This is a genomic window from Aeromonas sp. s5 (genome assembly GCF_040907865.1).
GTDB lineage: Bacteria > Pseudomonadota > Gammaproteobacteria > Enterobacterales > Aeromonadaceae > Aeromonas > Aeromonas dhakensis.
In genome coordinates this window covers 62,402-84,418 of record NZ_JBFOCO010000007.1, presented here as the reverse complement: position 1 = coordinate 84,418, position 22,017 = coordinate 62,402, and the positions used below count along the sequence as shown (strand labels likewise).

Below are 22,017 nucleotides of genomic sequence, written 5' to 3'. Positions count from 1 at the left end.
GAATACCGGCCCGTTATGGAACTCTTGTCTCTGGTTTATCGCCAATATCGTTGGCCCTTCATCGCCATTACCCTGCTCAGCCTGCTCAGTGCCGTCAGCGGGATTGGTGTCATTGCCTTTATCAATCAGTCTCTAGTTGAATCCGTCGGCGATCCGCTGCCGGTGCTCGGTCAGCTGATCGGCCTCATCTTATTGCTGCTGGTGATCACGCTCGGCTCTCAGCTGGCGCTGACCACCCTCGGCCATCATTTCGTCTACCGGCTGCGCAGCCGCCTGCTCAAGCAGTTGCTGGATACCGATGTCGCCCGCCTGCGCCAGATTGGCCAGGGGCCGCTGCTGGCCTCCCTTTCCAGCGACATCGGCCAGATCACCATCGCCTTCGTGCGCCTGCCGGAGCTGGTGCAGGGGCTGGTGCTCACTCTGGGCTCGGCCCTCTACCTCGGCTGGCTGTCGCCGGCCCTGCTCGGCGTTACCACGCTCTGGGTTACCTTCACCATGGTGGTGGGCTGGCTGCTGGTGAACCGGGTCTATCGCCATCTCTCCCACATGCGTCAGGCCGAGGATCGGCTCTATCAGAACTATCAGGCCATCATCGCCGGCAGCAAGGAACTGGCGCTCAACCGCGAGCGGGCCCACTTCGTCTACCACCAGCTTTATCAGCAGAATGCGCAGGACTATCGGGAGCAGATCATTCGCGCCGACACCTATCACCTGAGCGCGGTGAACTGGTCGAATATCATGATGCTGGGGGCCATCGGCCTGGTCTTCTTCCTGGCTAACGGGCTGGGCTGGGCCGACACCCAGGTGGCCGCCACCTTCGCGCTGACCCTGCTGTTCTTGCGTACCCCCTTGCTGCAGGGCATTGGCGCGCTGCCGACCCTGCTCTCGGCCCAAGTGGCGTTCGACAAGATAGCGGCCCTCAATCTGGCCGCGCCGGACGCCGAGTTCCCGCTGCCGTCCGCACCCCGCGCCTGGCAGCGCATCGAGCTGGAGCAGGTGAGCTTTCACTATCAGGGGGAGGGCGGTTTTGCCGTGGGTCCCATCAATCTGGTGATCGAGCGGGGGGAGCAAATCTTCATCATAGGTGGCAACGGCTCCGGCAAGTCGACCCTGGCCATGCTGCTGACCGGCCTCTATCAGCCGGTATCGGGCCGGATCCTGCTGGATGGGGAGCCGGTCACCGATCGCAACGCCTATCTGGCGCTCTTCTCCGCCATCTTCACCGACTATCACCTGTTCCAGCACCTGCTGGGGCCGGAACCCAAGGATGAGCTGGTGGCCGAGTGGCTGGAGCGGCTGCAGATGGGCAGCAAACTCACCATCGAAGATGGCTTCATCGCCGATATCGACCTCTCCCAGGGGCAGCGCAAGCGGGTCGCCCTGCTGCTGGCGCTGGCCGAGCAGCGCGAGGTGATGCTGTTTGACGAGTGGGCCGCGGATCAGGATCCCCAGTTCCGTCGCATCTTCTATCAGCTGTTGCTGCCGCGCCTGAAGGAGATGGGCAAGACGGTGATAGCCATCAGCCACGACGATCTCTACTTCTCCCAGGCCGACCGGCTGCTGGAGATGCGCCAGGGCCGGCTCAGCGAGCTGACCGGCGAGCGGCGCGAGCAGGTGAGCCGCGATGCGGTCGCCCATCTGGATTGTGACTTGAATGCAGAGGCGCCGGTTTGAACCCGGCCAACAGGAACCGCTTATGTTTGAGATGAAATCAGCCAGCTTCGCGGTCAATGACCGCACGCTGCTGCACCCTACCGATCTCTGTTTCGAGCAGGGCAAAGTCTATGGCCTCATCGGCCACAATGGTTCGGGAAAATCCACCCTGCTCAAGCTGCTGGCACGCCAGCAGCCGCTCAGTGACGGCGAGATCCGGTTCGATGACAAGCCGCTGCCGGCGTGGGGCGCGCGCGACTTCGCCCGTCAGGTGGCCTATCTGCCCCAGCATCTGCCGAGCGCCGAAAACCTGCTCGGGCGGGAGCTGGTGGAGATGGGCCGCTACCCCTGGCGCGGCCTGCTGGGTCGGATGGGGGCGGAGGATCACCGCCAGGTCGAACGGGCCATCGCGCTGACCCATACCGAACGCTTTGCCGACCGGCTGGTGGATACCCTCTCAGGCGGCGAGCGGGGGCGGGTGTGGCTGGCCATGCTGCTGGCCCAGGAGAGCCGTTTCATCCTGCTGGACGAGCCGCTGGCCGCGCTGGACGTAGCTCATCAGGTAGAGGTGCTCACGCTCGTCAAGCAGTTGAGCCGCCAGCTCAAGCTCGGGGTCATCATCGTCATTCACGACATCAACATGGCCTCCCGCTTCTGCGATCGGCTGGTGGCGTTGCACTCCGGCCGCCTGCTGACCCACGGCGAACCCGAGCAGATCATGACCGGCGAGACCCTGCACGCCATCTATGGCATCCCGATGGAGGTCATTCGCCACCCGGCCCATGATCACGCCATCGCCATCGTTTAGATAAGGCTTGTTATCTCGATGCTCTTATTCAAGAAAGTTGGCTGGTTCTGCTGCCTCTTGGCTCCGCTTATGTTGCAGGCCGAGCCAGTGATGCCTGCCGCTGCAGACCTCTCTCGAGCCGATGCTGTGAAGTCGGTACCCCGTATCGCCACCGTCGACTGGACCATAGCGGAAACCCTGCTGGCGCTCGGGGTGACACCGCTGGCGGTGGGGGATGTCGGCTCCTACCGCGCCTGGGTCGGCGAACCGCTGCTGCCGGCCGCCGTGGTGGATATCGGCCAGCGTGCCCAGCCCAACCGCGAGCTGCTGGCCGAGCTCAAACCCGATCGCATCCTCATCTCGCCGCTGGCGGCCCCGCTGGCGCCGACCCTCTCCCGCATCGCGCCGGTACAATCCATCGCGCTCTACGAGCCGGATGCCGATCTATGGCAGCGGCTGCACGAGGCGACCCTGACCATAGCCGCGCTGGTGGACAAAACCGCCGAGGCCGAGCAACTGCTGGCCAGGCTGGACCAGGATCTGGCGCAGATGCGGGCGGCGTTGCCTGCAGAGCTGCCGCCCCTGCTGGTGGTGCAGTTCATCGATGAGCGCCATGTGCGGGTATTTGGCCGCCACAGCCTGTTTGAGGCGGTGATGCAGCGGCTCGGCCTGCGCAATGGCTGGCAGGGGGAAACCAATGCCTGGGGCTTTGCCGTGGCCAGCCTGGAGCAGTTGATGGCGCTGCCGCAAGCGCGACTGGTGGTGGTCGATCCGATCCCGGTCGGGGTGAGCGAGCGGCTGCAGGAGCCTGGTCTATGGCAACAGCTGCCACAGGTGAGGGCGGCGGCCGTGCTGCATCTGTCCGCGGTGTGGAGTTTTGGCGGCGTGCTGGCGGCGCGTCGCTTTGCCGTGCAGCTCAGTACTGCGCTGCAGCAAGATGGGCAAAGCGGGGAGGGGCTGCAATGAACCGGATTTTTCCGTCGCCGCTGCGGCTTCCCGTCAGCCTGCTGCTGGGGCTGACGCTGGCGCTCGCCGGTTGGGAGCTGGCCGATCAGTTGCCGGCGGCACGCTGGCTGGCGACCCTGTTGTCGCCGGATCTGACCGATGCCAGCCAGGCGGTGGTCCACTTCAGCTGGCTGCCGCGCCTTGCCGTCTGCCTGCTGGCCGGCGCCGCCCTCGGGCTGGCCGGCACCCTGATGCAGCAGGTGCTGCGCAATCCGCTGGCCTCGCCCACCACCCTGGGGGTGGCCTCCGGTGCCCAGCTGGCGCTGATGATGGTGACCCTGTTTGCGCCCTCCTGGCTGCTGCTGGGGCGGGAGTGGATCGCCATGGCCGGCGGCAGCCTCGCCATGGGGCTGGTGTTTGCCCTGGCCTGGCGTCGCCAGCTCAATCCTGTGGTCATCGTCTTTGCCGGGCTGGTGATCAACCTCTATCTGGCGGCCATCAGCATGGGGCTCCTGCTGTTCTTTCAGGAGGAGCTGAAAGGCTTGCTGGTGTGGGGCAGTGGCTCGCTGGTGCAAAACAGCTGGAGCGGGGTGAGCTACCTGCTGCCCCGTCTGCTGCTGGCTGGCGTGCTGGCCGCGGTGCTGGTGCGCCCGCTGGCGGTGCTGGAGCTGGATGATGCCAGTGCCCGCAGTCTGGGGGTCTCCCTTCAACATCTGCGTTTCGCCGGACTGGGGCTGGCGGTGTTCGTCACCGCCTGCGTGGTGAGCGTGGTGGGGCTGATCGGCTTCATCGGGTTGGCGGCGCCCGCCCTGGTGCGCTTGCTGGGGGTGAGAAAACTGGCTCTGCGACTGCTGTGGGCCCCGCTACTGGGCGCTCTGCTGCTGGCGGCCACCGATCTGTTGCTGCAATCCCTGAGTCGCAGCGGATCCGTGCTCATCCCGACCGGCGCCATGACGGCTCTGCTGGGAGCGCCGCTGTTGCTGTGGCTGATCCCGCGCCTGGGTATCAAATCGGGCACGCCGAAGGCGAATGCCGCCCTGCTGGTGGCCCGCCACCCGGCGCCAGCCCGCCTTGTCGGCCTGATGTTGATGGGGTTGGTAGTGGCGGTGATCGCTTCTTTGCTGTTTGGGCAGGGGATGGACGGCTGGCGCTGGCCGAGCTGGCTGCGCTGGCAGGCCCAGCTGGAGTGGCGGCTGCCGCGCACCCTGGCGGCCGGTGCGGCGGGCATGCTGCTGGCATTGGCGGGCACCCTGCTGCAACGGGTCAGCAGCAACCCCATGGCGAGCCCCGAGCTGCTGGGGGTGAGTGGTGGCACCTTCATGGGGGTGATTGCCACGGCGCTGCTGCTGCCCGCCCTGCCGCTGCCCATGATGCTGGCCGGCGGCCTGCTCGGTGCCTTCGGTTGTCTGCTGCTGTTGCTGCTGGTCAATCGCAGCCATGGCTTCCAGCCGGAGCGACTGCTGCTCTCCGGCATCGCCATCACGGCGCTGTTCGAGCCGCTGCAGGCCATCGCGCTGGCCAACGGTGACCTGCGGGTGCAGCAACTGCTCTCCTGGATGTCCGGCTCCACCTATTACGTCACCCTGCCGCTTGCCGGCGGGTTGGTCGTGCTGGCGCTGACGCTGCTGGCAGTCTGCCTGCTGCTCAGCCGCTGGCTCGATCTGCTGCCGATGGGACCGGCGGTGGCCGCCGCGCTCGGCATTCGGCTCAACCGGGCTCAGCTCGCCATCCTGCTGCTGGTTGCCGTGCTCACCGCCAGCGCGACCCTGGTGGTGGGGCCGCTCTCCTTCGTCGGCCTGCTGGCGCCGCACATGGCCAAGCTGATGGGGTTGGTGCGGGCACGCTGGCACCTGCTCGGTGCCGCCGTCTCCGGCGCCCTGCTGATGGTGTCGGCGGACTGGATCGGCCAGCAGATCCTGTTCCCGCAGGAGGTGCCGGTGGGGCTGGTCTCCACCTTGTTAGGGGGCGCTTACTTCATGTGGTGCCTGCGCCGCCTCTAGGTTGGTGGATGAAAAATGCACAAAAAAAGCCCGGGATGAACCCGGGCTTTTTATTGCCTGCCGTGCGGCGTTATTTGCCGATGCAGAAGCTGGAGAAGATGCGACCCAGCAGATCGTCGGAGCTGAACTCGCCGGTGATCTCTGAGAGGGACTCCTGCGCCAGGCGCAGCTCTTCGGCCACCAGCTCGCCGGCCACGAACACTTCCAGTTGCTCCTTGGCCACCAGCAGCCGCTCGGCGGCGCGCTCCAGCGCATCCAGATGGCGGCGGCGGGCCATGAAGCCCCCCTCGGTGTTGCCCTGGAAGCCCATGCAGGCTTTCAGGTGCTCGCGCAGGGCGGGCAGCCCCAGCTCGGTCTTGGCGGAGATGCGATAGACGGCATGGCCCTGCTCCTGACTCGGCGCCAGATCCTCGCCGGTCAGGTCGGCCTTGTTGCGAATGACGGTGAGGCCAATCTTTTTTGGCAACCGATCAACAAATTCCGGCCAGATCTCCCGCGGGTCGACCGCATCCGTGGTGGTGCCATCCACCATGAACAGTACCCGATCGGCCTGTTCAATTTCGGTCCAGGCACGCTCGATGCCGATCTGCTCCACCTTGTCCTGGGTATCGCGCAGGCCGGCAGTGTCGATGATGTGCAGCGGCATGCCATCCAGATGAATGTGCTCGCGCAGCACGTCGCGGGTGGTGCCGGCGATCTCGGTGACGATGGCGGACTCGCGGCCGGCCAGGGCGTTGAGCAGGCTCGATTTGCCGGCGTTCGGACGACCGGCGATCACCACCTTCATCCCTTCCCGCAGCAGGGCGCCCTGCTTGGCCTCGCCACGCACCGCATCCAGCTCGTCCATGATGGCGTAGAGATCCCCCGCCACCTTGCCGTCGGAGAGAAAATCGATCTCCTCGTCCGGGAAGTCGATGGCGGCTTCCACATAGATACGCAGCCGGGTGAGACTCTCCACCAGCTGCTGGATCTTGCCGGAGAACTGCCCCTGCAGGGAGTGCATGGCACTGCGGGCGGCCTGCTCGCTGGAAGCCTCGATGAGGTCGGCGATGGCCTCGGCCTGGGCCAGATCCAGCTTGTCGTTCATGAAGGCGCGCTCGCTGAACTCGCCGGGGCGGGCTGGGCGCAGCCCCTTTATCTGCAGGATGCGGCGCACCAGCATGTCCATGATCACCGGGCCGCCGTGGCCCTGCAGCTCCAGCACGTCTTCGCCGGTGAAGCTGTTGGGGGCCTTGAACAACAGGGCGATGCCCTGATCCAGCGGCTGGCCTTGCTCATCCCTGAACGGCAGATATTCGGCGTAGCGCACCCGGGGGAGCTTGCCGAGTACTATCTCGGCGACCTGTTCGGCGGCGGGGCCGGAGACGCGGACTATGCCGACGCCGCCACGGCCGGGGGCGGTGGCCTGGGCCACGATGGTATTAGTAGTCATCTTGCTTGGCTCATTTGTTCGCTGATGGTTCACAGCAGTGGGGTCATTGTAATAAAAAAGGCGACCCGAAGGCCGCCTCTTTTGTCATCCATCTTGCCATCGGGAGCGATTAGCTGCGGGTATGCAGGCCTTTCTTCTCCAGCTGACGATAGATGATGGTCTGCTGGGTAATGGAGATGACGTTGCTCACCAGCCAGTACAGGGTCAGACCTGCCGGGAACCAGAGGAACATGAAAGTGAAGATGATCGGCATGAACTGCATCACTTTCTGCTGCATCGGGTCGGTAATGGTGGTCGGGCTCATCTTCTGCAGATACCACATGGAGGCACCCATGAGGATCGGCAGCACGAAGAAGGGGTCCTTCACCGACAGGTCGGTGATCCACAGGGCGAACGGCGCGTGGCGCAGCTCGACGGACTCCATCAGTGCCCAGTAGAGGGCGATGAAGATCGGCATCTGCACCAGGATCGGCAGACAGCCACCCAGCGGGTTGACCTTCTCCTTCTTGTACAGCTCCATCATGCCCTGAGACATCTTCTGGCGATCGTCGCCGAAGCGCTCGCGCAGGGCGGCCAGCTTGGGCTGCAGCATGCGCATCTTGGCCATGGAGGTGTACTGGGCCTTGGTCAGCGGGAACATGACGCCACGCACCAGCAGGGTCAGCATGATGATGGCCAGACCCCAGTTCTGGACGAAACCGTGGAACACGGTCAGCAGCCAGTGCAGCGGTTGGGCGATGAACCAGAGCCAGCCGTAGTCGACGGTCAGGTCGAGGTGGTTTGCCACCTTGGCCATCTGATCCTGCAGCTTGGGACCGACCCACAGCTTGCTGGTCACTTCGGCCTGCTGGCCGGCAGCGATGTCAACCAGCGGTGCCTTGTAGCCGATGATGGCCTGGTCTTTGCCGGGGATCACACGGCTGTAGAAGCTGTTGGTGTCGTCGGCATTCGGTGCCCAGGCAGAGACGAAGTAGTGTTGCAGCATGGCGACCCAACCACCCTTGGTGGTCTTGTTCAGGTCGGCATCCTTCATCTCGTCGAAGGTGTACTTCTTGTAGCGGGTATCTTCGCTGGAGAAGGCACCACCGCGGTAGGCGCTGGCCACCATGGCGTGACCCTGCTGGTCTTTCGGTGTGGCCACGGTCTGCTTCAGCTGACCGTAGAACTGCACCTGGACCGGCTCGGCAGACTTGTTGTCGATCTTGTAGTCGACGCCGACTGCGTAGTCACCACGCTTGAGGACGAACTCCTTGGTGAAGACCACACCCTTGCTGTCGGTCCAGGTCATCGGGACGACGACTTGATCCTGACCATCGGCCAGCTGGTAGCTGGTCTGGGTGGCTTCATAGGTGGGACGACCCTGGGGCTGGCTGTCCGGGCCATTGCGACCAACCAGGCCGCTCTGGGCAACATAGAGGTGCTCAGGCTGACTGGTCAGCAGTACGAACGGTTGATCCTTGCCTTCTTCCAGCTTGTGGGCCAGCAGTTCGGCAGAGACGATGTCACCACCCTGGGTATCCAGGGTCAGCTTGAGCACGTCGGAGGTGACGGTGATCAGCTTGCGTGCGGTGTTCGCGTTGGCTTGCTCGGAAACCTGAGGAATATCACCGGTCTGACCGGCTTCAGGTACGAAATGTTCGGTTTGGGCCACGGTAGTCGGGGCCGGCTTCGGAGCCTTGTCGGACTCCCACTGTTGCCAGAGCAAAAAGCTCACGAACAGCAAACCGATCAGGATGAGATTGCGTTGTGATTCCATAGTCTTCAGTTTCTTCGCTTTGGTTGCGGAACCGGGTCATAACCACCCTCGGATAAGGGATGGCATTTTAATAGACGTTTGCTGGCTAACCAAACGCCTTTTATGAAACCGTGAAGTCGGATTGCTTCTATCGCAAATTGGGAACAAGTCGGGGTGAAACGGCAGCGCGGCCCGAGCAGAGGGCTAATGATTAGCTGATACAGGCGTATCAGTTTGACAGCTACCCATTGCAACGGCGTGACAGAGTGCGCCATAGCTTTTCCAGTAACTTGAACAGTTCCTCGTTATCCATCTCCTTCACACCGGCCTTGGCGATCACGACGATGTCGATAGCGGGCAGATTGGCTTGATTGAGGCGGAAACTTTCCCGAACCACCCGTTTTACACGGTTGCGCCAGACGGCACGCTTGAGTGCTTTTTTGGGCACGGCGAGACCAAGGCGAGGATGTTCGAGCGAATTGGGAGAGGCGAGAAGTGTAATCTGCGGAGAAGCGGCCCGGACAGGCTCGGCGAAAACGCGTTTGAAGTGTTCGGGAGTTAACAGACGTAACTCCCGAGAAAAGGCGTGCTGGGTAGGCATTAGACTACCAGGCGGGCACGACCCTTGGCACGACGAGCGGCCAGAACTTTACGACCGTTGGCAGTTGCCATGCGGGCGCGGAAACCGTGAGAGCGCTTGCGCTTCAGGTTGGACGGTTGAAAAGTACGTTTCATGATTCGATTCCGTATTTCTGTACAGTTTTGATTGTCACACTTAGCCGACGCGCCAGCTATAGCGTGTGACGACTAGCAAAAGAGGCCGAATTCTAAACAGAGTTCGGCTTTTAGTCAATCCGCCGTTCCCTCCCATCCTGCCCCGACCTGGAAAAGGTCTTGGGCGAGCGTGAGGATCCGAAGGATCAAGGGCTCCGGATTATACTGGCAACCCGGGGTTTAACAAGGATCCTCCAATAAAAAAGGCGGCAATGCCGCCAAAGAGAGAGCTATTTAAGCACTTTGCGCAGGAACTCCCGGGTGCGGGGATCCTGCGGATCGACCAATATCTGATCCGGCGGGCCCTGTTCCACGATCCGGCCCCCCTCCATGAAGATCACCCGATCGGCAACATCTCGAGCAAATTCAATCTCATGGGTCACCACCACCATGGTCTGGTGCTGGCGAGCCAGCTCCTTCATCAGGCCCAGTACTTCGTCGACCCATTCGGGATCGAGGGCCGAGGTGGGTTCGTCAAACAGGATCACCTTGGAGTGAGCCGCCATGGCCCGGCCGATGCCGACCCGTTGTTGCTGACCGCCCGACAATGAGGCCGGATAGGCGTCCTGCTTGTCGGCGAGACCTATGTCCTTGAGGATGCCGAGGGCGGTGGCACGGGCCTCCGCCTTCGGCTGCTTCCAGACGGTGATCAGCCCCTCGGCGATGTTGTCCAGCGCCGTCTTGTTGGCAAACAGGGCGTAGTTCTGGAACACGAAGGAGGCGCGCTTGCGCAGCTCTATCGCCTGCTGCTCGCTGGCCTTGGCCAGGTTGAGCTGCAGATCGTCGATGACGAGGGTGCCCGTGTCGGGAGTCTCCAGCAGGTTGAGGCAGCGCAGCAAGGTGGACTTGCCGGTGCCGGAGGGGCCGATGATGACGACAATTTCCCCCTTTTTCACCTCCAGATCGATGCTGTTTAGCACCTGATTGCCGTCATATGCCTTGGAGAGGCCGGTTAGCTTGATCATGATGGCCCTCCTTTAAACAGGCGCAGAGTTAAAACGGACTTCCGGCGTGCATTGCAAGCGGGTCGGTTGCGTTGTCATGGCAAACCCCTAATAGGCACGGTTGAGCCGCACTTCCAGCAGATGCTGCAGGCGGGTAAAGAAGATGACCACTACCCAGTAAACCAGCGCCACCGCCATGAAGCTCTCGAAGAACTTGAAGGAGGAGGAGGCTTCCATCTGCGCCTTGCCCATGATCTCGGCCACCCCCAGGGTGAAGGCCAGCGAGGTGCTCTTGATCATGTCGATGAAGTAGTTCATCAGGGACGGCGTGGCGATGCGGGCCGCCTGCGGCAGTATGATCCGCTGCATCGCCTGGTAACGGCTCATGCCGATGCTGAGGGCGGCTTCCATCTGGCTCTTGTGGATGCCAATGATGGAGGCACGAATCGACTCGGCCATGTAGGCGGCAAAGTGCAGGGTCAAACCGACGATGGCGGCGGTGAAGGCATCCATTCCCACGAAGATGGGGAACAGCTGCGGCAGCCCGTAGTAGAGCAGGAACAGCTGGACGAGCAGCGGTGTACCCCGAAAGAACGAGATATAGAGCATCGCCAGCCAGTGGATCACGGGAACGCGAAAGACCCGTACTATCGCCAGGGCCAGCGACAGTACGAGTGCCAATGCGAATCCCCACAGGGCCATTTCCATCGTGGTGCCCAGATACTTGAGCAGGATGGGAAACAGCCCCAGCGTGTATTCGAGGTCAAATTCCATCATTTATTTGTCGGTGATGTCGGAAGCGAACCATTTTTCAGAGATCTGACGCAGGGAACCATCCTTGCGCATGGCGGTGAGGGCGTCATCGACCTTCTTCAGCAGTGCCTGCTTTTCCGGGGTCTTCAGGAAGGGCAGGGCGTTCTCGATGGTCTCGAACGGTGCGCCAGCCTGTTGCAGCGGCAGCTTGGATTCCTTGATCAGCTGGGCGGTGGAGACGCGGTCCATCACGAAGGCGTCGATGCGGCCCAGCGCTACATCCTGCTCGAAGGCGGAGTCATAGGTGCGGATGTCGATCTTCTTGTTGGGGTCGTTCTTGCGCAGCAGCTCTTCGAAGTTGGAGCCCAGATTCACCGCAACCTTCTTGCCTTCCAGATCCTTGATGCCGTGAATGGTGCTGTTGCCCTTGCGGACCACGATCTGGGCGCCGTCATAGACATAGGGCTGGGAGAAGGCGTACTTGGCCTTGCGCTCGTCGGTGATGGTGATCTGGTTGGAGATGGTGTCGACGCGGCCGGTTTCCAGCATGCCGAACAGGCCGGAGAAGCTGGCGGTCACGAACTCGACCTTGTAGCCGGTGCGCTCGCCGATCTGGTTCCACATGTCCACTTCAAAGCCCTGCAGCTTGTCCTGCTTGACGAAGGTGAACGGGAAGTACTTGCCGGACATGCCGACCTTGATGGTTTCCTGGGCGATGGCTTGACCGGACAGGGCGGCCAGCAGAATGGAGGCGCCGGAGACCAGCTTGATGGATGACGTCATGGTGATTCCTCTCTCTCTGTAGTTCTGTATTTTTAGTTGTAAACGCTGGGGTTGCGCTGATGTTATTGGAATAAAACCTAAAGAATAAATGATATTTGGTTATATAAAATAACCGCTTCAGGTCTGGATCTTTGGTGCATCGGTGACGGGATCGGGCTGTGGGTAACTTTGGGGATGAAATCAGATCCACGGCTGCTGGATCCTTGAAAGTCAAGGATCTTATTTGCTGGATCCGCGAGGTCGCGGCTAGAGATCCAGCCGCTAAAAACGTAGAATAGCCGGTCTTTAGTTAATCAATCGACGGGAGTTTAGAGTGACTGCTTCGCTATGGCAGCAGTGCCTTAACCGGCTGCAAGATGAGTTGCCCTCGGCAGAATTCAGCATGTGGATCCGGCCGCTTCAAGCGGAGTTGAGTGACAATACTCTGACCCTGTATGCACCGAATCGTTTCGTTCTGGACTGGGTTCGAGACAAGTATCTCATCCGGGTGAACGGCATCATCAATGAGCTCTGCGGGGTCGATGGCCCCACCCTGCGTTTTGACATCGGCAATCGTCCCCATCCCGTCGCGGTGGCCAGGGCGCCGGCGCGGGGTGCGGATCCTGTGAATAACTCGCAGAAGAGCTGGGAAAGCAAGGCCGAGGCCAAGCCCGAACCAAACCACAAGAGCAACACCAACGTGAACTATACCTTCGAGAATTTCGTCGAGGGTAAGTCCAACCAGTTGGCCCGTGCGGCTGCCCGTCAGGTTGCCGACAATCCGGGCGGGGCCTACAACCCGCTGTTCCTCTATGGCGGCACCGGTCTGGGCAAGACCCACCTGTTGCATGCCGTCGGCAACGCCATCAAGGAGCGCAAGCAGGACGCCAAAGTCATCTACATGCACTCCGAGCGGTTTGTGCAGGACATGGTGAAGGCGCTGCAGAATAACGCCATTGAAGAGTTCAAGCGTTATTACCGTAGCGTCGATGCCCTGCTCATCGATGACATCCAGTTTTTCGCCAACAAGGAGCGCTCCCAGGAGGAGTTCTTCCACACCTTCAACGCCCTGCTCGAAGGCAACCAGCAGATCATCCTGACCTCGGATCGCTATCCGAAGGAGATCAACGGGGTGGAAGATCGTCTCAAGTCCCGCTTCGGCTGGGGCCTGACCGTGGCGATCGAGCCGCCTGAGCTGGAGACGCGTGTCGCCATCCTGATGCGCAAGGCGGACGAGAACCAGATCCACCTGCCGGACGAAGTGGCCTTTTTCATCGCCAAGCGGCTGCGCTCCAACGTGCGCGAGCTGGAAGGGGCGCTGAACCGGGTGATCGCCAATGCCAACTTCACTGGTCGCGCCATCAACATCGACTTCGTGCGCGAAGCGCTGCGCGATCTGCTGGCGTTGCAGGAGAAGCTGGTCACCATCGACAATATTCAGAAGACGGTGGCGGAGTACTACAAGATCAAGCTGGCGGATCTGCTCTCCAAGCGCCGTTCCCGCTCTGTCGCCCGTCCACGCCAGCTGGCGATGGCACTGGCCAAGGAGCTGACCAACCATAGCTTGCCGGAGATAGGTGATGCCTTTGGTGGTCGTGACCACACTACCGTGCTTCATGCCTGCCGCAAGATCGAGCAGCTGAAGGAAGAGAGTCACGACATCAAGGAAGACTATTCCAACCTGATCCGTACCCTTTCTTCCTGATGACGGAACTGAGTGCACAGATGCAGCTTGAACATGCCAACCTGATCCGAAACCTTTACTCCTAATCACAACGGAGAACACAGATGCAGCTCGAAATTAGCCGTGAGGCCCTGTTACGTCCTCTGCAACTGGTGTCCGGTGCCCTCGGTGGCCGGCCGACCCTGCCGATCCTCGGCAACGTGCTGCTGGATGTCAGCAACGGTCTGCTGTCACTGACCGGTACCGACCTCGAAGTGGAGATGATCGGTCAGGTCTATCTCAACAGTGACAGTCAGGATGGCCGCACCACAGTACCGGCGCGCAAGCTGCTGGATATCTGTCGCGGTCTGCCGGAAGGGGCGGACATTCGTCTCAATACCGAAGGCGAGCGTCTGATCATCCGCTCCGGCCGCTCCCGCTTCAACCTGTCGACCCTGCCGGCCACCGAATACCCGAACATCGAGGATTGGGAATCCGTGCTCGAGTTCGACATCGGCCAGCTGGAGCTGAAAAAACTCATCGACGCGACCCAGTTCTCCATGGCGAGCCAGGACGTGCGCTATTACCTGAACGGCATGCTGTTCGAGAGCGAGGGGCACGGCCTGCGTACCGTGGCCACCGATGGTCACCGGCTGGCGACCTGCCGCCGCGAGGTGGTGAGCGAATCGCTGCCCGATCATCAGGTCATCCTGCCGCGTAAAGGCGTGCTGGAACTGGTGCGCCTGCTGGAAGCGGAAGACAAGCCGGTACGGCTGCAGATCGGCCGCAGCAACCTGCGCGCCGCCCTCGACGGCTTCATCTTCACCTCCAAGCTGGTGGATGGCCGTTTCCCGGACTGGCGCCGCGTCATTCCGCGCAACAGCGACAAGGCCCTGATCGCCGGCCGTGAGGATCTGCGTCAGGCCTTTGCCCGTGCCGCCATCCTCTCCAACGAGAAATTCCGTGGGGTGCGTCTCAATCTGCAGGAAAACCTGCTGCGCATCACCGCCAACAACCCGGAACAGGAAGAAGCCGAAGAGCTGCTTGACGTACAATACGAAGCCGGCGAGATGGAGATCGGTTTCAACGTCTCTTATGTGCTGGACGTGCTGAATACGTTAAAATGTGACCAAATCCGGATCAGCCTGAGCGATTCCATCAGCAGCGCCATTATTGAGGATTTTGACAGTCAGGATGCTCAGTACGTGGTAATGCCGATGCGGATCTAGTCGTGTCCCTGGTCAAACTCCAGCTCAGCGACTTTCGCAATATCCAGCAGGCCAGTCTCGCGCTGTCACCCGGCCTCAATATCCTGGTCGGGTGCAACGGCAGCGGCAAGACCAGCGTACTGGAAGCCATTCACTACCTCGGTCTCGGTCGCTCCTTTCGCACTCACCTGACCGGGCGGGTCATCCGCCAGGGGGAGAGGGCGTTTACCCTGTTCGCCCAGTGCGAACTGGAGGGGCGACAGGTTCCCATCGGCCTCGCCAAGGACAAGAGTGGCGAGACCCAGCTAAAGATTGCCGGTGCCCAGGCCCAGCGCCTGGCCGACCTGGCCGAGCTGCTGCCGGTGCAGCTGATCCACCCGGATGGCTTCAACCTGCTGACCGGCGGGCCCCAGGCTCGCCGAGCCTGGCTCGACTGGGGTGTTTTTCATCAGGAACCGACCTTCTTCTCCTTGTGGGGACGGGTACGGCGGCTGCTGAAACAGCGCAATGCACTGCTGCGCCAGAGCACCCAGTATCGCCAACTGGCGTTCTGGGATCAGGAGTTGGTGCGGTTGGGGGGAGAGCTGGCCGAGTTTCGCGCCAGTTATTGTCAGGCCATTACCCCCCTGATCAAGGAGATGACGGCGGACTTTTTGCCGGAATTCGACATCAGCCTTGGATTCTATCGAGGCTGGGAAAAAGATACCCCGCTCAATGAATTGCTAGAGGCGGGGTTTGAGCGGGATCGGACGCTGGGTTACACGGGCGTTGGTCCGCAGAAGGCCGATGTGCGCCTCAAGGCGAACGGCGTGCCCGCTCAGGATATTTTGTCCAGGGGTCAGTTGAAGTTGTTGGTCTGTGCCATGCGACTGGCCCAAGGGCTCTATTTGAATCAACATAGCAGCCGTGGCTGTATTTTTTTAATTGATGATTTTGCCTCTGAACTGGATGTCGACAAGCGCCGCTTGCTGGCCGCAAGGCTGAAGCAGTGTGCGTCCCAGGTGTTCATCACCGCCATCGACACCGGTCAGCTCGCAGACATGATGGATGCGAATGACTGCAAGTTGTTCCACGTGGAACAAGGCAAGATCTCCGAAACGTTAGAGAAGGCAGAGAGTAAGCTATGAGTGAAAATACTTACGACTCCTCGAATATCAAGGTACTGAAGGGCCTGGATGCGGTCCGCAAGCGCCCGGGGATGTATATCGGCGATACGGATGATGGCTCGGGCCTGCACCACATGGTGTTCGAAGTGGTCGATAACTCCATTGACGAGGCGCTCGCTGGCTACTGCTCCGATATTCAGGTCAAGATCCACTCCGATGGTTCCGTCTCCGTCCGTGACAACGGCCGCGGCATTCCTGTCGACATTCACCCGGAAGAGGGTCGCTCCGCCGCAGAGGTCATCATGACCGTACTGCACGCCGGCGGTAAATTCGATGACAACTCCTACAAGGTGTCCGGCGGTCTGCACGGCGTGGGCGTCTCCGTGGTGAACGCGCTCTCTGACAAGCTGTTGCTGACCATCCGTCGCAACGGTCACGTCTACGAGCAGACCTATCACCTGGGCGAGCCACAGGCCCCGCTCAAGCAGATCGGCGATGCCACCACCACCGGGACCGAAGTGCGTTTCTGGCCGAGCCCGACCATCTTCAGCGATACCTTGTTCCACTACGAGATCCTGGCCAAGCGTCTGCGCGAGCTCTCCTTCCTCAACTCCGGCGTCTCCATCCGTCTGATGGACGAGCGTGACGGCCGCGAGGCGCACTTCTGCTACGAAGGCGGCATCAAGGCGTTTGTCGAGTACCTGAACCAGAACAAGACCCCGATCCACCCGAAGGTGTTCCACTTCACCACCGAGCAGGACGGCATCGGCGTCGAAGTGGCGATGCAGTGGAACGACGCCTATCAGGAAGGGGTCTACTGCTTCACCAACAACATTCCGCAGCGTGATGGCGGCACCCACCTGGTGGGCTTCCGTACCGCGCTGACCCGTACCCTCAACTCCTACATGGACAAAGAGGACTACAGCAAGAAGGCCAAGTCTGCCGCCAGTGGCGACGACGTGCGTGAAGGTCTGATTGCCGTTATCTCCGTCAAGGTGCCGGATCCCAAGTTCTCCTCCCAGACCAAGGACAAGCTGGTCTCCTCCGAAGTGAAGACTGCCGTCGAACAGGCGATGGGTGAGAAGCTGGCCGACTTCCTGCTGGAAAACCCGGGCGATGCCAAGATCGTGGTCAACAAGATCATCGATGCGGCCCGTGCCCGTGAAGCGGCCCGCAAGGCCCGCGAACTGACCCGCCGTAAGGGCGCGCTGGATATCGCCGGTCTGCCCGGCAAGCTGGCCGACTGTCAGGAAAAAGACCCGGCGCTCTCCGAACTCTACATAGTGGAAGGGGACTCTGCTGGCGGTTCCGCCAAGCAGGGTCGCAACCGGAAGAACCAGGCCATCCTGCCGCTCAAGGGCAAGATCCTGAACGTGGAGAAGGCCCGTTTCGACAAGATGATCTCCTCCCAGGAGGTGGGCACCCTGATCACCGCACTGGGCTGCGGTATCGGTCGCGACGAGTACAATCCAGACAAGCTGCGTTATCACAACATCATCATCATGACCGATGCGGACGTCGATGGTGCGCACATCCGTACCCTGCTGCTGACCTTCTTCTATCGTCAGATGCCGGAAATCATCGAGCGTGGCTATGTCTACATCGCCCAGCCGCCGCTCTACAAGGTGAAGAAGGGCAAGCAGGAGCAGTACCTGAAAGACGAGGACGCGCTGCTGCAGTACCAGACCGCCATGGCGCTGGATGGTGCGACCCTGCACGTCAACGAGTCTGCCCCGGCCATCGGTGGCGAGGCACTGGAGCGTCTGGTCAACCAGCATCGCGCCGTGACCCACCTCATCACCCGCATGTCCCGTCGTGCGCCGGAAGCCGTGCTGACCCAGCTGATCTATCAGCCGGAACTGAACGAAGCACTGCTGACCAGCGAGAGCGATCTGCAGGCCTGGTGCCAGAGCATGGAGGCCGTGCTCAACGAGAGCAACCATGGCATCCAGTACCAGATGCAGGTGCGCCGCGATGAAGAGCGCCGTCTGTTCGTGCCGCACGCCGTGGTGCGTCAACACGGTGTCGACCGCGAATATCCGATCAGCTACGACTTCCTGCAATCCTCCGAGTACCGTCAGCTGGTCTCGCTGGGCAAGGAGATCGCCAACCTGATCGAGGAAGGCGGTTACATCAAGCGTGGCGAGAAGGTGAAGCCGGTCGCCAGCTTCGTCGAAGCGGTCGAGTGGCTGATGGGCGAAGGCAAGCGCGGCATCTACATCCAGCGCTATAAAGGGTTGGGTGAGATGAACCCGGACCAGCTGTGGGAAACCACCATGGATCCGGAAGCCCGTCGCATGCTGCGCGTCACCATCGATGATGCCGTCGGTGCCGACCAGCTCTTCTCCACCCTGATGGGTGACGCAGTAGAGCCGCGTCGCGACTTCATCGAGACCAACGCCCTGCGCGTGGCCAACCTCGACGTCTAATTCGACGCTGTCAGTACAATATTAAAAAGCCGCTCCCTGTGAGCGGCTTTTTGTTTTCTGGGTGGAGGAAGTGGCTCGTTCCACGTGGAACATTGAACCCGATTACCCCAGTTCAGGTGCAGGGCAGTAGAGGCGCAGACGATGGCCGTCCGGATCGAGGGCCATACAGGTGTAGCCAAATTCCATCCGGGTCGGTGCCTGGATCAGGGTAAGTCCGCGTGCCTGCCACTCAGCAGACTGGCGATCGACGGCGGCATCATCGGGGAGGGCGAAGGCCAGCTCCATGGCCCCGGCCGTTTGGGTCACAGCGGGTTCGACCGTGTCGCTGGACCAGAGTGCCAGCCTGGCGCCTGACTCGAACACGAACATGGCAAAGGTGGGGGACTCTTCCACCGGTGGGCGGCTGAACAGCTCGCGGTAAAAGAGGGCGCTGCGGGCCGGGTTGGCAACGTAGAGGATGGTGAATTGGGGGACTAACATGGTGATGCTCCTTGCTGATGAGATGGCGCATCGGCGCCGACCCCATCAGCATGGCGCCGCCTGCTGTCAGTTTCTGTCAGCAATGAATCTGGGCTGCGGCTGGCGCGCCACTCCTTGAGCAGCCGCTCCCGACTGCCTGGATAAGGTTCCACCTCCAGCCGCATCGTGCTGATCCTGTCCACCCGAAAGTGACGAAAGCCCTGGCGCAGCTCGCACCAGGCCACTAGTACCCGCACCTGATCGAAGTAGCCGAGGGCGAAGGGCCAGACGGTACGCTCCGAACTCGCTTCCTTGAGATCCCGATAGTTTAGAGTCACCTTACGCTGCTGGCGGATGGCGCTGCGCAGCGGAGCCTCATCGACGGGGCTGTCACCGCGAGCGGTGCCGATCAGCAGGGCATTGGCATGCAGCTGTTGGCGATAGTCGGTGGGCAGCACGGCCTCTATCTTGGCCAGCGCGCTGCTGGCGGCGGTGCTGAGGGCGTGATCGGCATGGGCCGCCACCCAGCGTGAGCCCAGTACCAGCGCATCCAGTTCCTCTTCGCTGAACATCAGCGGTGGCAGCATGAAGCCGGGGCGCAGCACATAGCCGATACCCGCTTCCCCCTCGATGTGGGCGCCCTGTGCCTGAAGGGTGGCGATATCCCGATAGAGGGTGCGCAGACTGATGCCAAGCTGGCTGGCCAGCTCGCTGCCGGTGATGGCGTAGCGGTGGCCGCGCAGCAGTTGCAGTAGGGCCAGCAGGCGTTCGGAACGGGACATGATGTAGCTCCTCAAGATCTCCGCTCAGGGTGCCATGTTTGTGACTGGGGGAGGAAGCTCAATAAGGAAAAAGCCTGCAAATGGGCGGAGAGAAGATTTTTCGATCAGGGCCCTTGAAAGCCGAAAGCGGGCCCCTATATAGATAACAAGGCCGGAACGCTCGACAGAGGTTTCGACCAGGCGCCCGTCCATCAGGAGGGCAAACAATCAGTTATCGCTCAAAAGAGGATAATACTATGCGTTCTATCGACTTTTCTCCGCTCTATCGTTCTGCCATCGGTTTCGATCGTCTGGCCAATCTCATCGAATCTGCCGCCAGCAATGGCAATGCCGGTTATCCCCCCTACAACATCGAGCAGCTGGGTGACAGCGACTACCGCATCAGCATGGCGGTGGCGGGCTTTACTCAGGAAGAGCTGGAGCTGAGCTTCCAGGAAAATCTGCTGACGGTGAAGGGCAACAAGCAGGCCGATAGCGAGCGCAACTACCTCTACCAAGGCATAGCCGAACGCGGTTTCGAGCGTCGCTTCCAACTGGCCGACTATGTGCGGGTGAAGGGGGCCGATCTGAAAAACGGTCTGCTGCACATCGACCTGGTGCGCGAAGTGCCCGAGGCGATGAAGCCCCGCAAGATCGAGATCAACGGCTGATAGCCTGACCTCATTGAATTGTTGACGTTTCCCGGGTGCCGATGACGGGCCCGTGGAGAGTAAACCCTGTTGCTTTATAGAAGGATAGGATCATGCGTAACCTCGATTTTTCTCATCTCTATTCCAATGCCGTCGGCTTTGAGCGGATGGCCCGTGAGCTGGAAGGCCTGTTCGATCAGAAGACCTCGGCCTATCCCCCGTACAACATCGAAAAACGCGATCACGACAGCTACCTCATCACGGTTGCCGTGGCCGGTTTCGAGCGCAATGAGCTGGAGCTGGAGACCGAAAACGGCACCCTCAAGGTGAAGGGGCGCAAGGTCGCCTCCATGGGTGAGCGCCAGTTCCTCCATCAGGGGATCGCCGAGCGGGACTTCGAGCTCGCCTTCAAGCTGAGCCAGCATGTAGAGGTGCAGGGTGCCAAGCTGGAGCATGGCCTGCTGACCATAGAGCTGGCCCGCGAGCTGCCGGAGGCGCTCAAGCCCCGCGCCATCCCCATCGGCAAACCCGAGCAGCTGGCGCTGCCCGGCTAACCCGGCTAAACAGTACCGCTTACCAGCTGATAGAAGAGAGGCCTGCATTCGCAGGCCTCTCTGTTTTTGTATCGCCGGGCGGATTAGCCGGCGTAGAGGGCGTTGATCTCGTCGGCCAGGATGGCGATGCCGCGGCGCACCAGCTCCTCGCTCTGGGAGTAGTTGAGGCGGATGCATTCCCGGCTGTGACGCCACTCCGGGTCATCGATGCCGGGGAAGAAGTAGTGACCCGGCACGATCAGCAGGTTCTTCGCCTTCAGTCGCTCGTACAGCGCCTGGCAGTGGATCGGCAGGTCTTCGAACCAGAGCCAGAGGAAGAGGGCACCTTCCGGCTTGTGGATATGGAAGCGCGGATCGGGGATCGCTTCGCGCAGCAGTTGCACCGCCAGCTCCGCCTTCTGCCGATAGAAGGGTTTCACCACCTGTTCGCTGAGGGCGATGATCTCGCCGCTCTCGATCATCGGAATGGTGATGGCGGGGCCCAGACTGCCCGGTGCCAGATTGATGATGCCGCTCAGGTTGGTGATGGCCTGAATGATCTTCTCGTCGGCGATGACGATGCCGCAGCGGGTGCCCGGCAACCCCAGCTTGGAGAGGCTCATGCAGAGGATGGTGTTGGCGTTCCAGAACGGCTTGGCCTCGCTGAAGATGATGCCAGGGAAGGGGACGCCGTAGGCATTGTCGATCAGCAGAGGAATACCCTTGTCGCGGGCGATCTGATCGAGGTGCTCAATCTCCTCGTCGGTGAGCACGTTGCCGGTCGGGTTGGTCGGCCGGGAGACACAGATCACCCCGATGTCGTCACCCACCTGCAGGCTCTCGAAGTCCACGTGGTACTTGAACTGGCCGTTGGGCAGTTTCTCGATGGTGGGTTTGTAGGCCACGAAGTAGTCGTCCGCCAGAGCCGAGTCGGCATAACCGATGTACTCGGGGGCGAGCGGGAACAGCACTTTCTTCTTGCGGCCATCGGCAAATTCGCCCGCCAGCAGGTTGAACAGATAGAAGAAGGCGTTCTGGCTGCCGTTGGTCAGGGCGATGTTGCGGGCGGAGATCTCCCAGCCCAGCTCCTTGCTGAGTAGGGCCGCCAGCGCCTTGGTGAACCTGTCCTTGCCCTGGGGGCCATCGTAGTTGGCCATCGCCTTCACCAGCTCGCCGTTGTCGAGCAGGCTCTTGGCCTCGGCCTGAAAGCGTTCCAGCATGGCGGGGATGGGGGCTGGGTTGCCGCCACCCAGCATGATGGCGTCCGGATTGGTCAGCCCCTGATTAAGGTCATCCATGAGTTGGGTAATACCGGCATGGCGAGTGAACTTCTCGCCGAACAAGGAAAATTCCATTCGGTGACAGATCCAGAGTCAGTTACGGGGGAGCTAGCACCATAGCTCAGTTTAAAAGCGGGTGTCGA

The 22,017-nt window shown here is 61.3% G+C and carries 20 protein-coding genes and 1 pseudogene; 10 read left to right on the top strand and 11 right to left on the bottom strand.

Annotated elements, in window-relative coordinates; genetic code table 11:
• The first annotated feature begins 15 nt into the window (after positions 1 to 15).
• Genes AB5Y94_RS05780 through fhuB form a run of 4 tightly spaced genes read left to right on the top strand, consistent with a single transcriptional unit; the run spans position 16 to position 5,385 of the window.
• A complete protein-coding gene (locus AB5Y94_RS05780) occupies positions 16 to 1,674 on the top strand; it encodes a multidrug ABC transporter permease/ATP-binding protein (protein ID WP_368205165.1) in 1,659 nt (552 codons plus the stop codon).
• A 22-nt stretch (positions 1,675 to 1,696) separates the two neighbouring features.
• A complete protein-coding gene (locus AB5Y94_RS05775) occupies positions 1,697 to 2,461 on the top strand; it encodes an ATP-binding cassette domain-containing protein (protein WP_005307174.1) in 765 nt (254 codons plus the stop codon).
• Between the two features lie 18 nt (positions 2,462 to 2,479).
• Complete coding sequence (locus AB5Y94_RS05770; RefSeq protein ID WP_368205164.1) at positions 2,480 to 3,406, top strand: ABC transporter substrate-binding protein; 927 nt, start codon at positions 2,480 to 2,482, stop codon at positions 3,404 to 3,406.
• Entirely contained in the window at positions 3,403 to 5,385 is a 1,983-nt protein-coding gene (gene fhuB / locus AB5Y94_RS05765; protein ID WP_368205163.1) for a Fe(3+)-hydroxamate ABC transporter permease FhuB, read from the top strand. Before AB5Y94_RS05770 ends, fhuB begins: the two co-directional genes overlap by 4 nt.
• A gap of 70 nt (positions 5,386 to 5,455) precedes the next feature.
• On the opposite strand, the gene mnmE is transcribed toward fhuB, so the two are convergent.
• From mnmE to AB5Y94_RS05725, 8 genes are all read right to left on the bottom strand, one after another.
• On the bottom strand, positions 5,456 to 6,817 hold the full coding sequence (gene mnmE / locus AB5Y94_RS05760) for a tRNA uridine-5-carboxymethylaminomethyl(34) synthesis GTPase MnmE (RefSeq protein WP_368205162.1): 1,362 nt from the start codon (positions 6,815 to 6,817) through the stop codon (positions 5,456 to 5,458).
• A gap of 109 nt (positions 6,818 to 6,926) precedes the next feature.
• A complete protein-coding gene (gene yidC, locus AB5Y94_RS05755; protein WP_021463924.1) occupies positions 6,927 to 8,573 on the bottom strand; it encodes a membrane protein insertase YidC in 1,647 nt (548 codons plus the stop codon).
• A gap of 5 nt (positions 8,574 to 8,578) precedes the next feature.
• Entirely contained in the window at positions 8,579 to 8,827 is a 249-nt protein-coding gene (gene yidD / locus AB5Y94_RS05750; RefSeq protein WP_010635605.1) for a membrane protein insertion efficiency factor YidD, read from the bottom strand.
• Complete coding sequence (rnpA, locus tag AB5Y94_RS05745; RefSeq protein WP_005307159.1) at positions 8,794 to 9,153, bottom strand: ribonuclease P protein component; 360 nt, start codon at positions 9,151 to 9,153, stop codon at positions 8,794 to 8,796. The genes yidD and rnpA overlap by 34 nt, the downstream gene beginning before the upstream one ends.
• Positions 9,153 to 9,287, bottom strand: a complete 135-nt coding sequence (gene rpmH, locus AB5Y94_RS05740) for a 50S ribosomal protein L34 (RefSeq protein WP_005307156.1) — start codon at positions 9,285 to 9,287, stop codon at positions 9,153 to 9,155. The genes rnpA and rpmH overlap by 1 nt, the downstream gene beginning before the upstream one ends.
• A 269-nt stretch (positions 9,288 to 9,556) precedes the next feature.
• Positions 9,557 to 10,291, bottom strand: a complete 735-nt coding sequence (locus AB5Y94_RS05735; RefSeq protein WP_368205161.1) for an amino acid ABC transporter ATP-binding protein — start codon at positions 10,289 to 10,291, stop codon at positions 9,557 to 9,559.
• An 87-nt stretch (positions 10,292 to 10,378) separates the two neighbouring features.
• Complete coding sequence (locus AB5Y94_RS05730; protein ID WP_005307147.1) at positions 10,379 to 11,047, bottom strand: amino acid ABC transporter permease; 669 nt, start codon at positions 11,045 to 11,047, stop codon at positions 10,379 to 10,381.
• A complete protein-coding gene (locus AB5Y94_RS05725) occupies positions 11,048 to 11,806 on the bottom strand; it encodes an amino acid ABC transporter substrate-binding protein (RefSeq protein WP_201892923.1) in 759 nt (252 codons plus the stop codon).
• 313 nt (positions 11,807 to 12,119) lie between these two features.
• Between AB5Y94_RS05725 and dnaA the strand changes: the two genes are divergently transcribed.
• From dnaA to gyrB, 4 genes are all read left to right on the top strand, one after another.
• Positions 12,120 to 13,490 carry a chromosomal replication initiator protein DnaA gene (gene dnaA, locus AB5Y94_RS05720; protein ID WP_005307141.1) on the top strand — a complete coding sequence of 457 codons (1,371 nt, stop codon included), beginning with the start codon at positions 12,120 to 12,122 and terminating at the stop codon, positions 13,488 to 13,490.
• A gap of 83 nt (positions 13,491 to 13,573) precedes the next feature.
• Positions 13,574 to 14,677: a DNA polymerase III subunit beta gene (dnaN, locus tag AB5Y94_RS05715; RefSeq protein WP_005307138.1), complete on the top strand. Its 1,104-nt coding sequence runs from the start codon at positions 13,574 to 13,576 to the stop codon at positions 14,675 to 14,677.
• Positions 14,678 to 14,679: 2 nt separating this feature from the next.
• Positions 14,680 to 15,783: a DNA replication/repair protein RecF gene (recF, locus tag AB5Y94_RS05710; RefSeq protein ID WP_017787844.1), complete on the top strand. Its 1,104-nt coding sequence runs from the start codon at positions 14,680 to 14,682 to the stop codon at positions 15,781 to 15,783.
• Positions 15,780 to 18,191 carry a DNA topoisomerase (ATP-hydrolyzing) subunit B gene (gene gyrB / locus AB5Y94_RS05705; RefSeq protein ID WP_017766631.1) on the top strand — a complete coding sequence of 804 codons (2,412 nt, stop codon included), beginning with the start codon at positions 15,780 to 15,782 and terminating at the stop codon, positions 18,189 to 18,191. Before recF ends, gyrB begins: the two co-directional genes overlap by 4 nt.
• A gap of 102 nt (positions 18,192 to 18,293) precedes the next feature.
• Here the strand turns inward: gyrB and AB5Y94_RS05700 are convergent, their stop codons facing one another.
• Both AB5Y94_RS05700 and AB5Y94_RS05695 read right to left on the bottom strand, forming a co-directional pair.
• Positions 18,294 to 18,671, bottom strand: coding sequence for a VOC family protein (locus AB5Y94_RS05700; protein ID WP_368205160.1), 378 nt, complete (start codon positions 18,669 to 18,671; stop codon positions 18,294 to 18,296).
• A gap of 66 nt (positions 18,672 to 18,737) precedes the next feature.
• A pseudogene (locus AB5Y94_RS05695) lies at positions 18,738 to 19,432 on the bottom strand (helix-turn-helix transcriptional regulator).
• A gap of 236 nt (positions 19,433 to 19,668) precedes the next feature.
• On the opposite strand from AB5Y94_RS05695, the gene AB5Y94_RS05690 reads away from it, so the two are divergent.
• Positions 19,669 to 20,082 (top strand): Hsp20 family protein, encoded by a 414-nt coding sequence (locus tag AB5Y94_RS05690; protein ID WP_016348872.1) that lies wholly within the window; start codon positions 19,669 to 19,671, stop codon positions 20,080 to 20,082.
• 92 nt (positions 20,083 to 20,174) lie between these two features.
• On the top strand, positions 20,175 to 20,615 hold the full coding sequence (locus AB5Y94_RS05685; RefSeq protein WP_017766633.1) for an Hsp20 family protein: 441 nt from the start codon (positions 20,175 to 20,177) through the stop codon (positions 20,613 to 20,615).
• Positions 20,616 to 20,698: 83 nt separating this feature from the next.
• Here AB5Y94_RS05685 and AB5Y94_RS05680 read toward each other — a convergent pair whose 3' ends face one another.
• On the bottom strand, positions 20,699 to 21,949 hold the full coding sequence (locus AB5Y94_RS05680) for a valine--pyruvate transaminase (protein ID WP_219326890.1): 1,251 nt from the start codon (positions 21,947 to 21,949) through the stop codon (positions 20,699 to 20,701).
• Positions 21,950 to 22,017 lie beyond the last annotated feature (68 nt).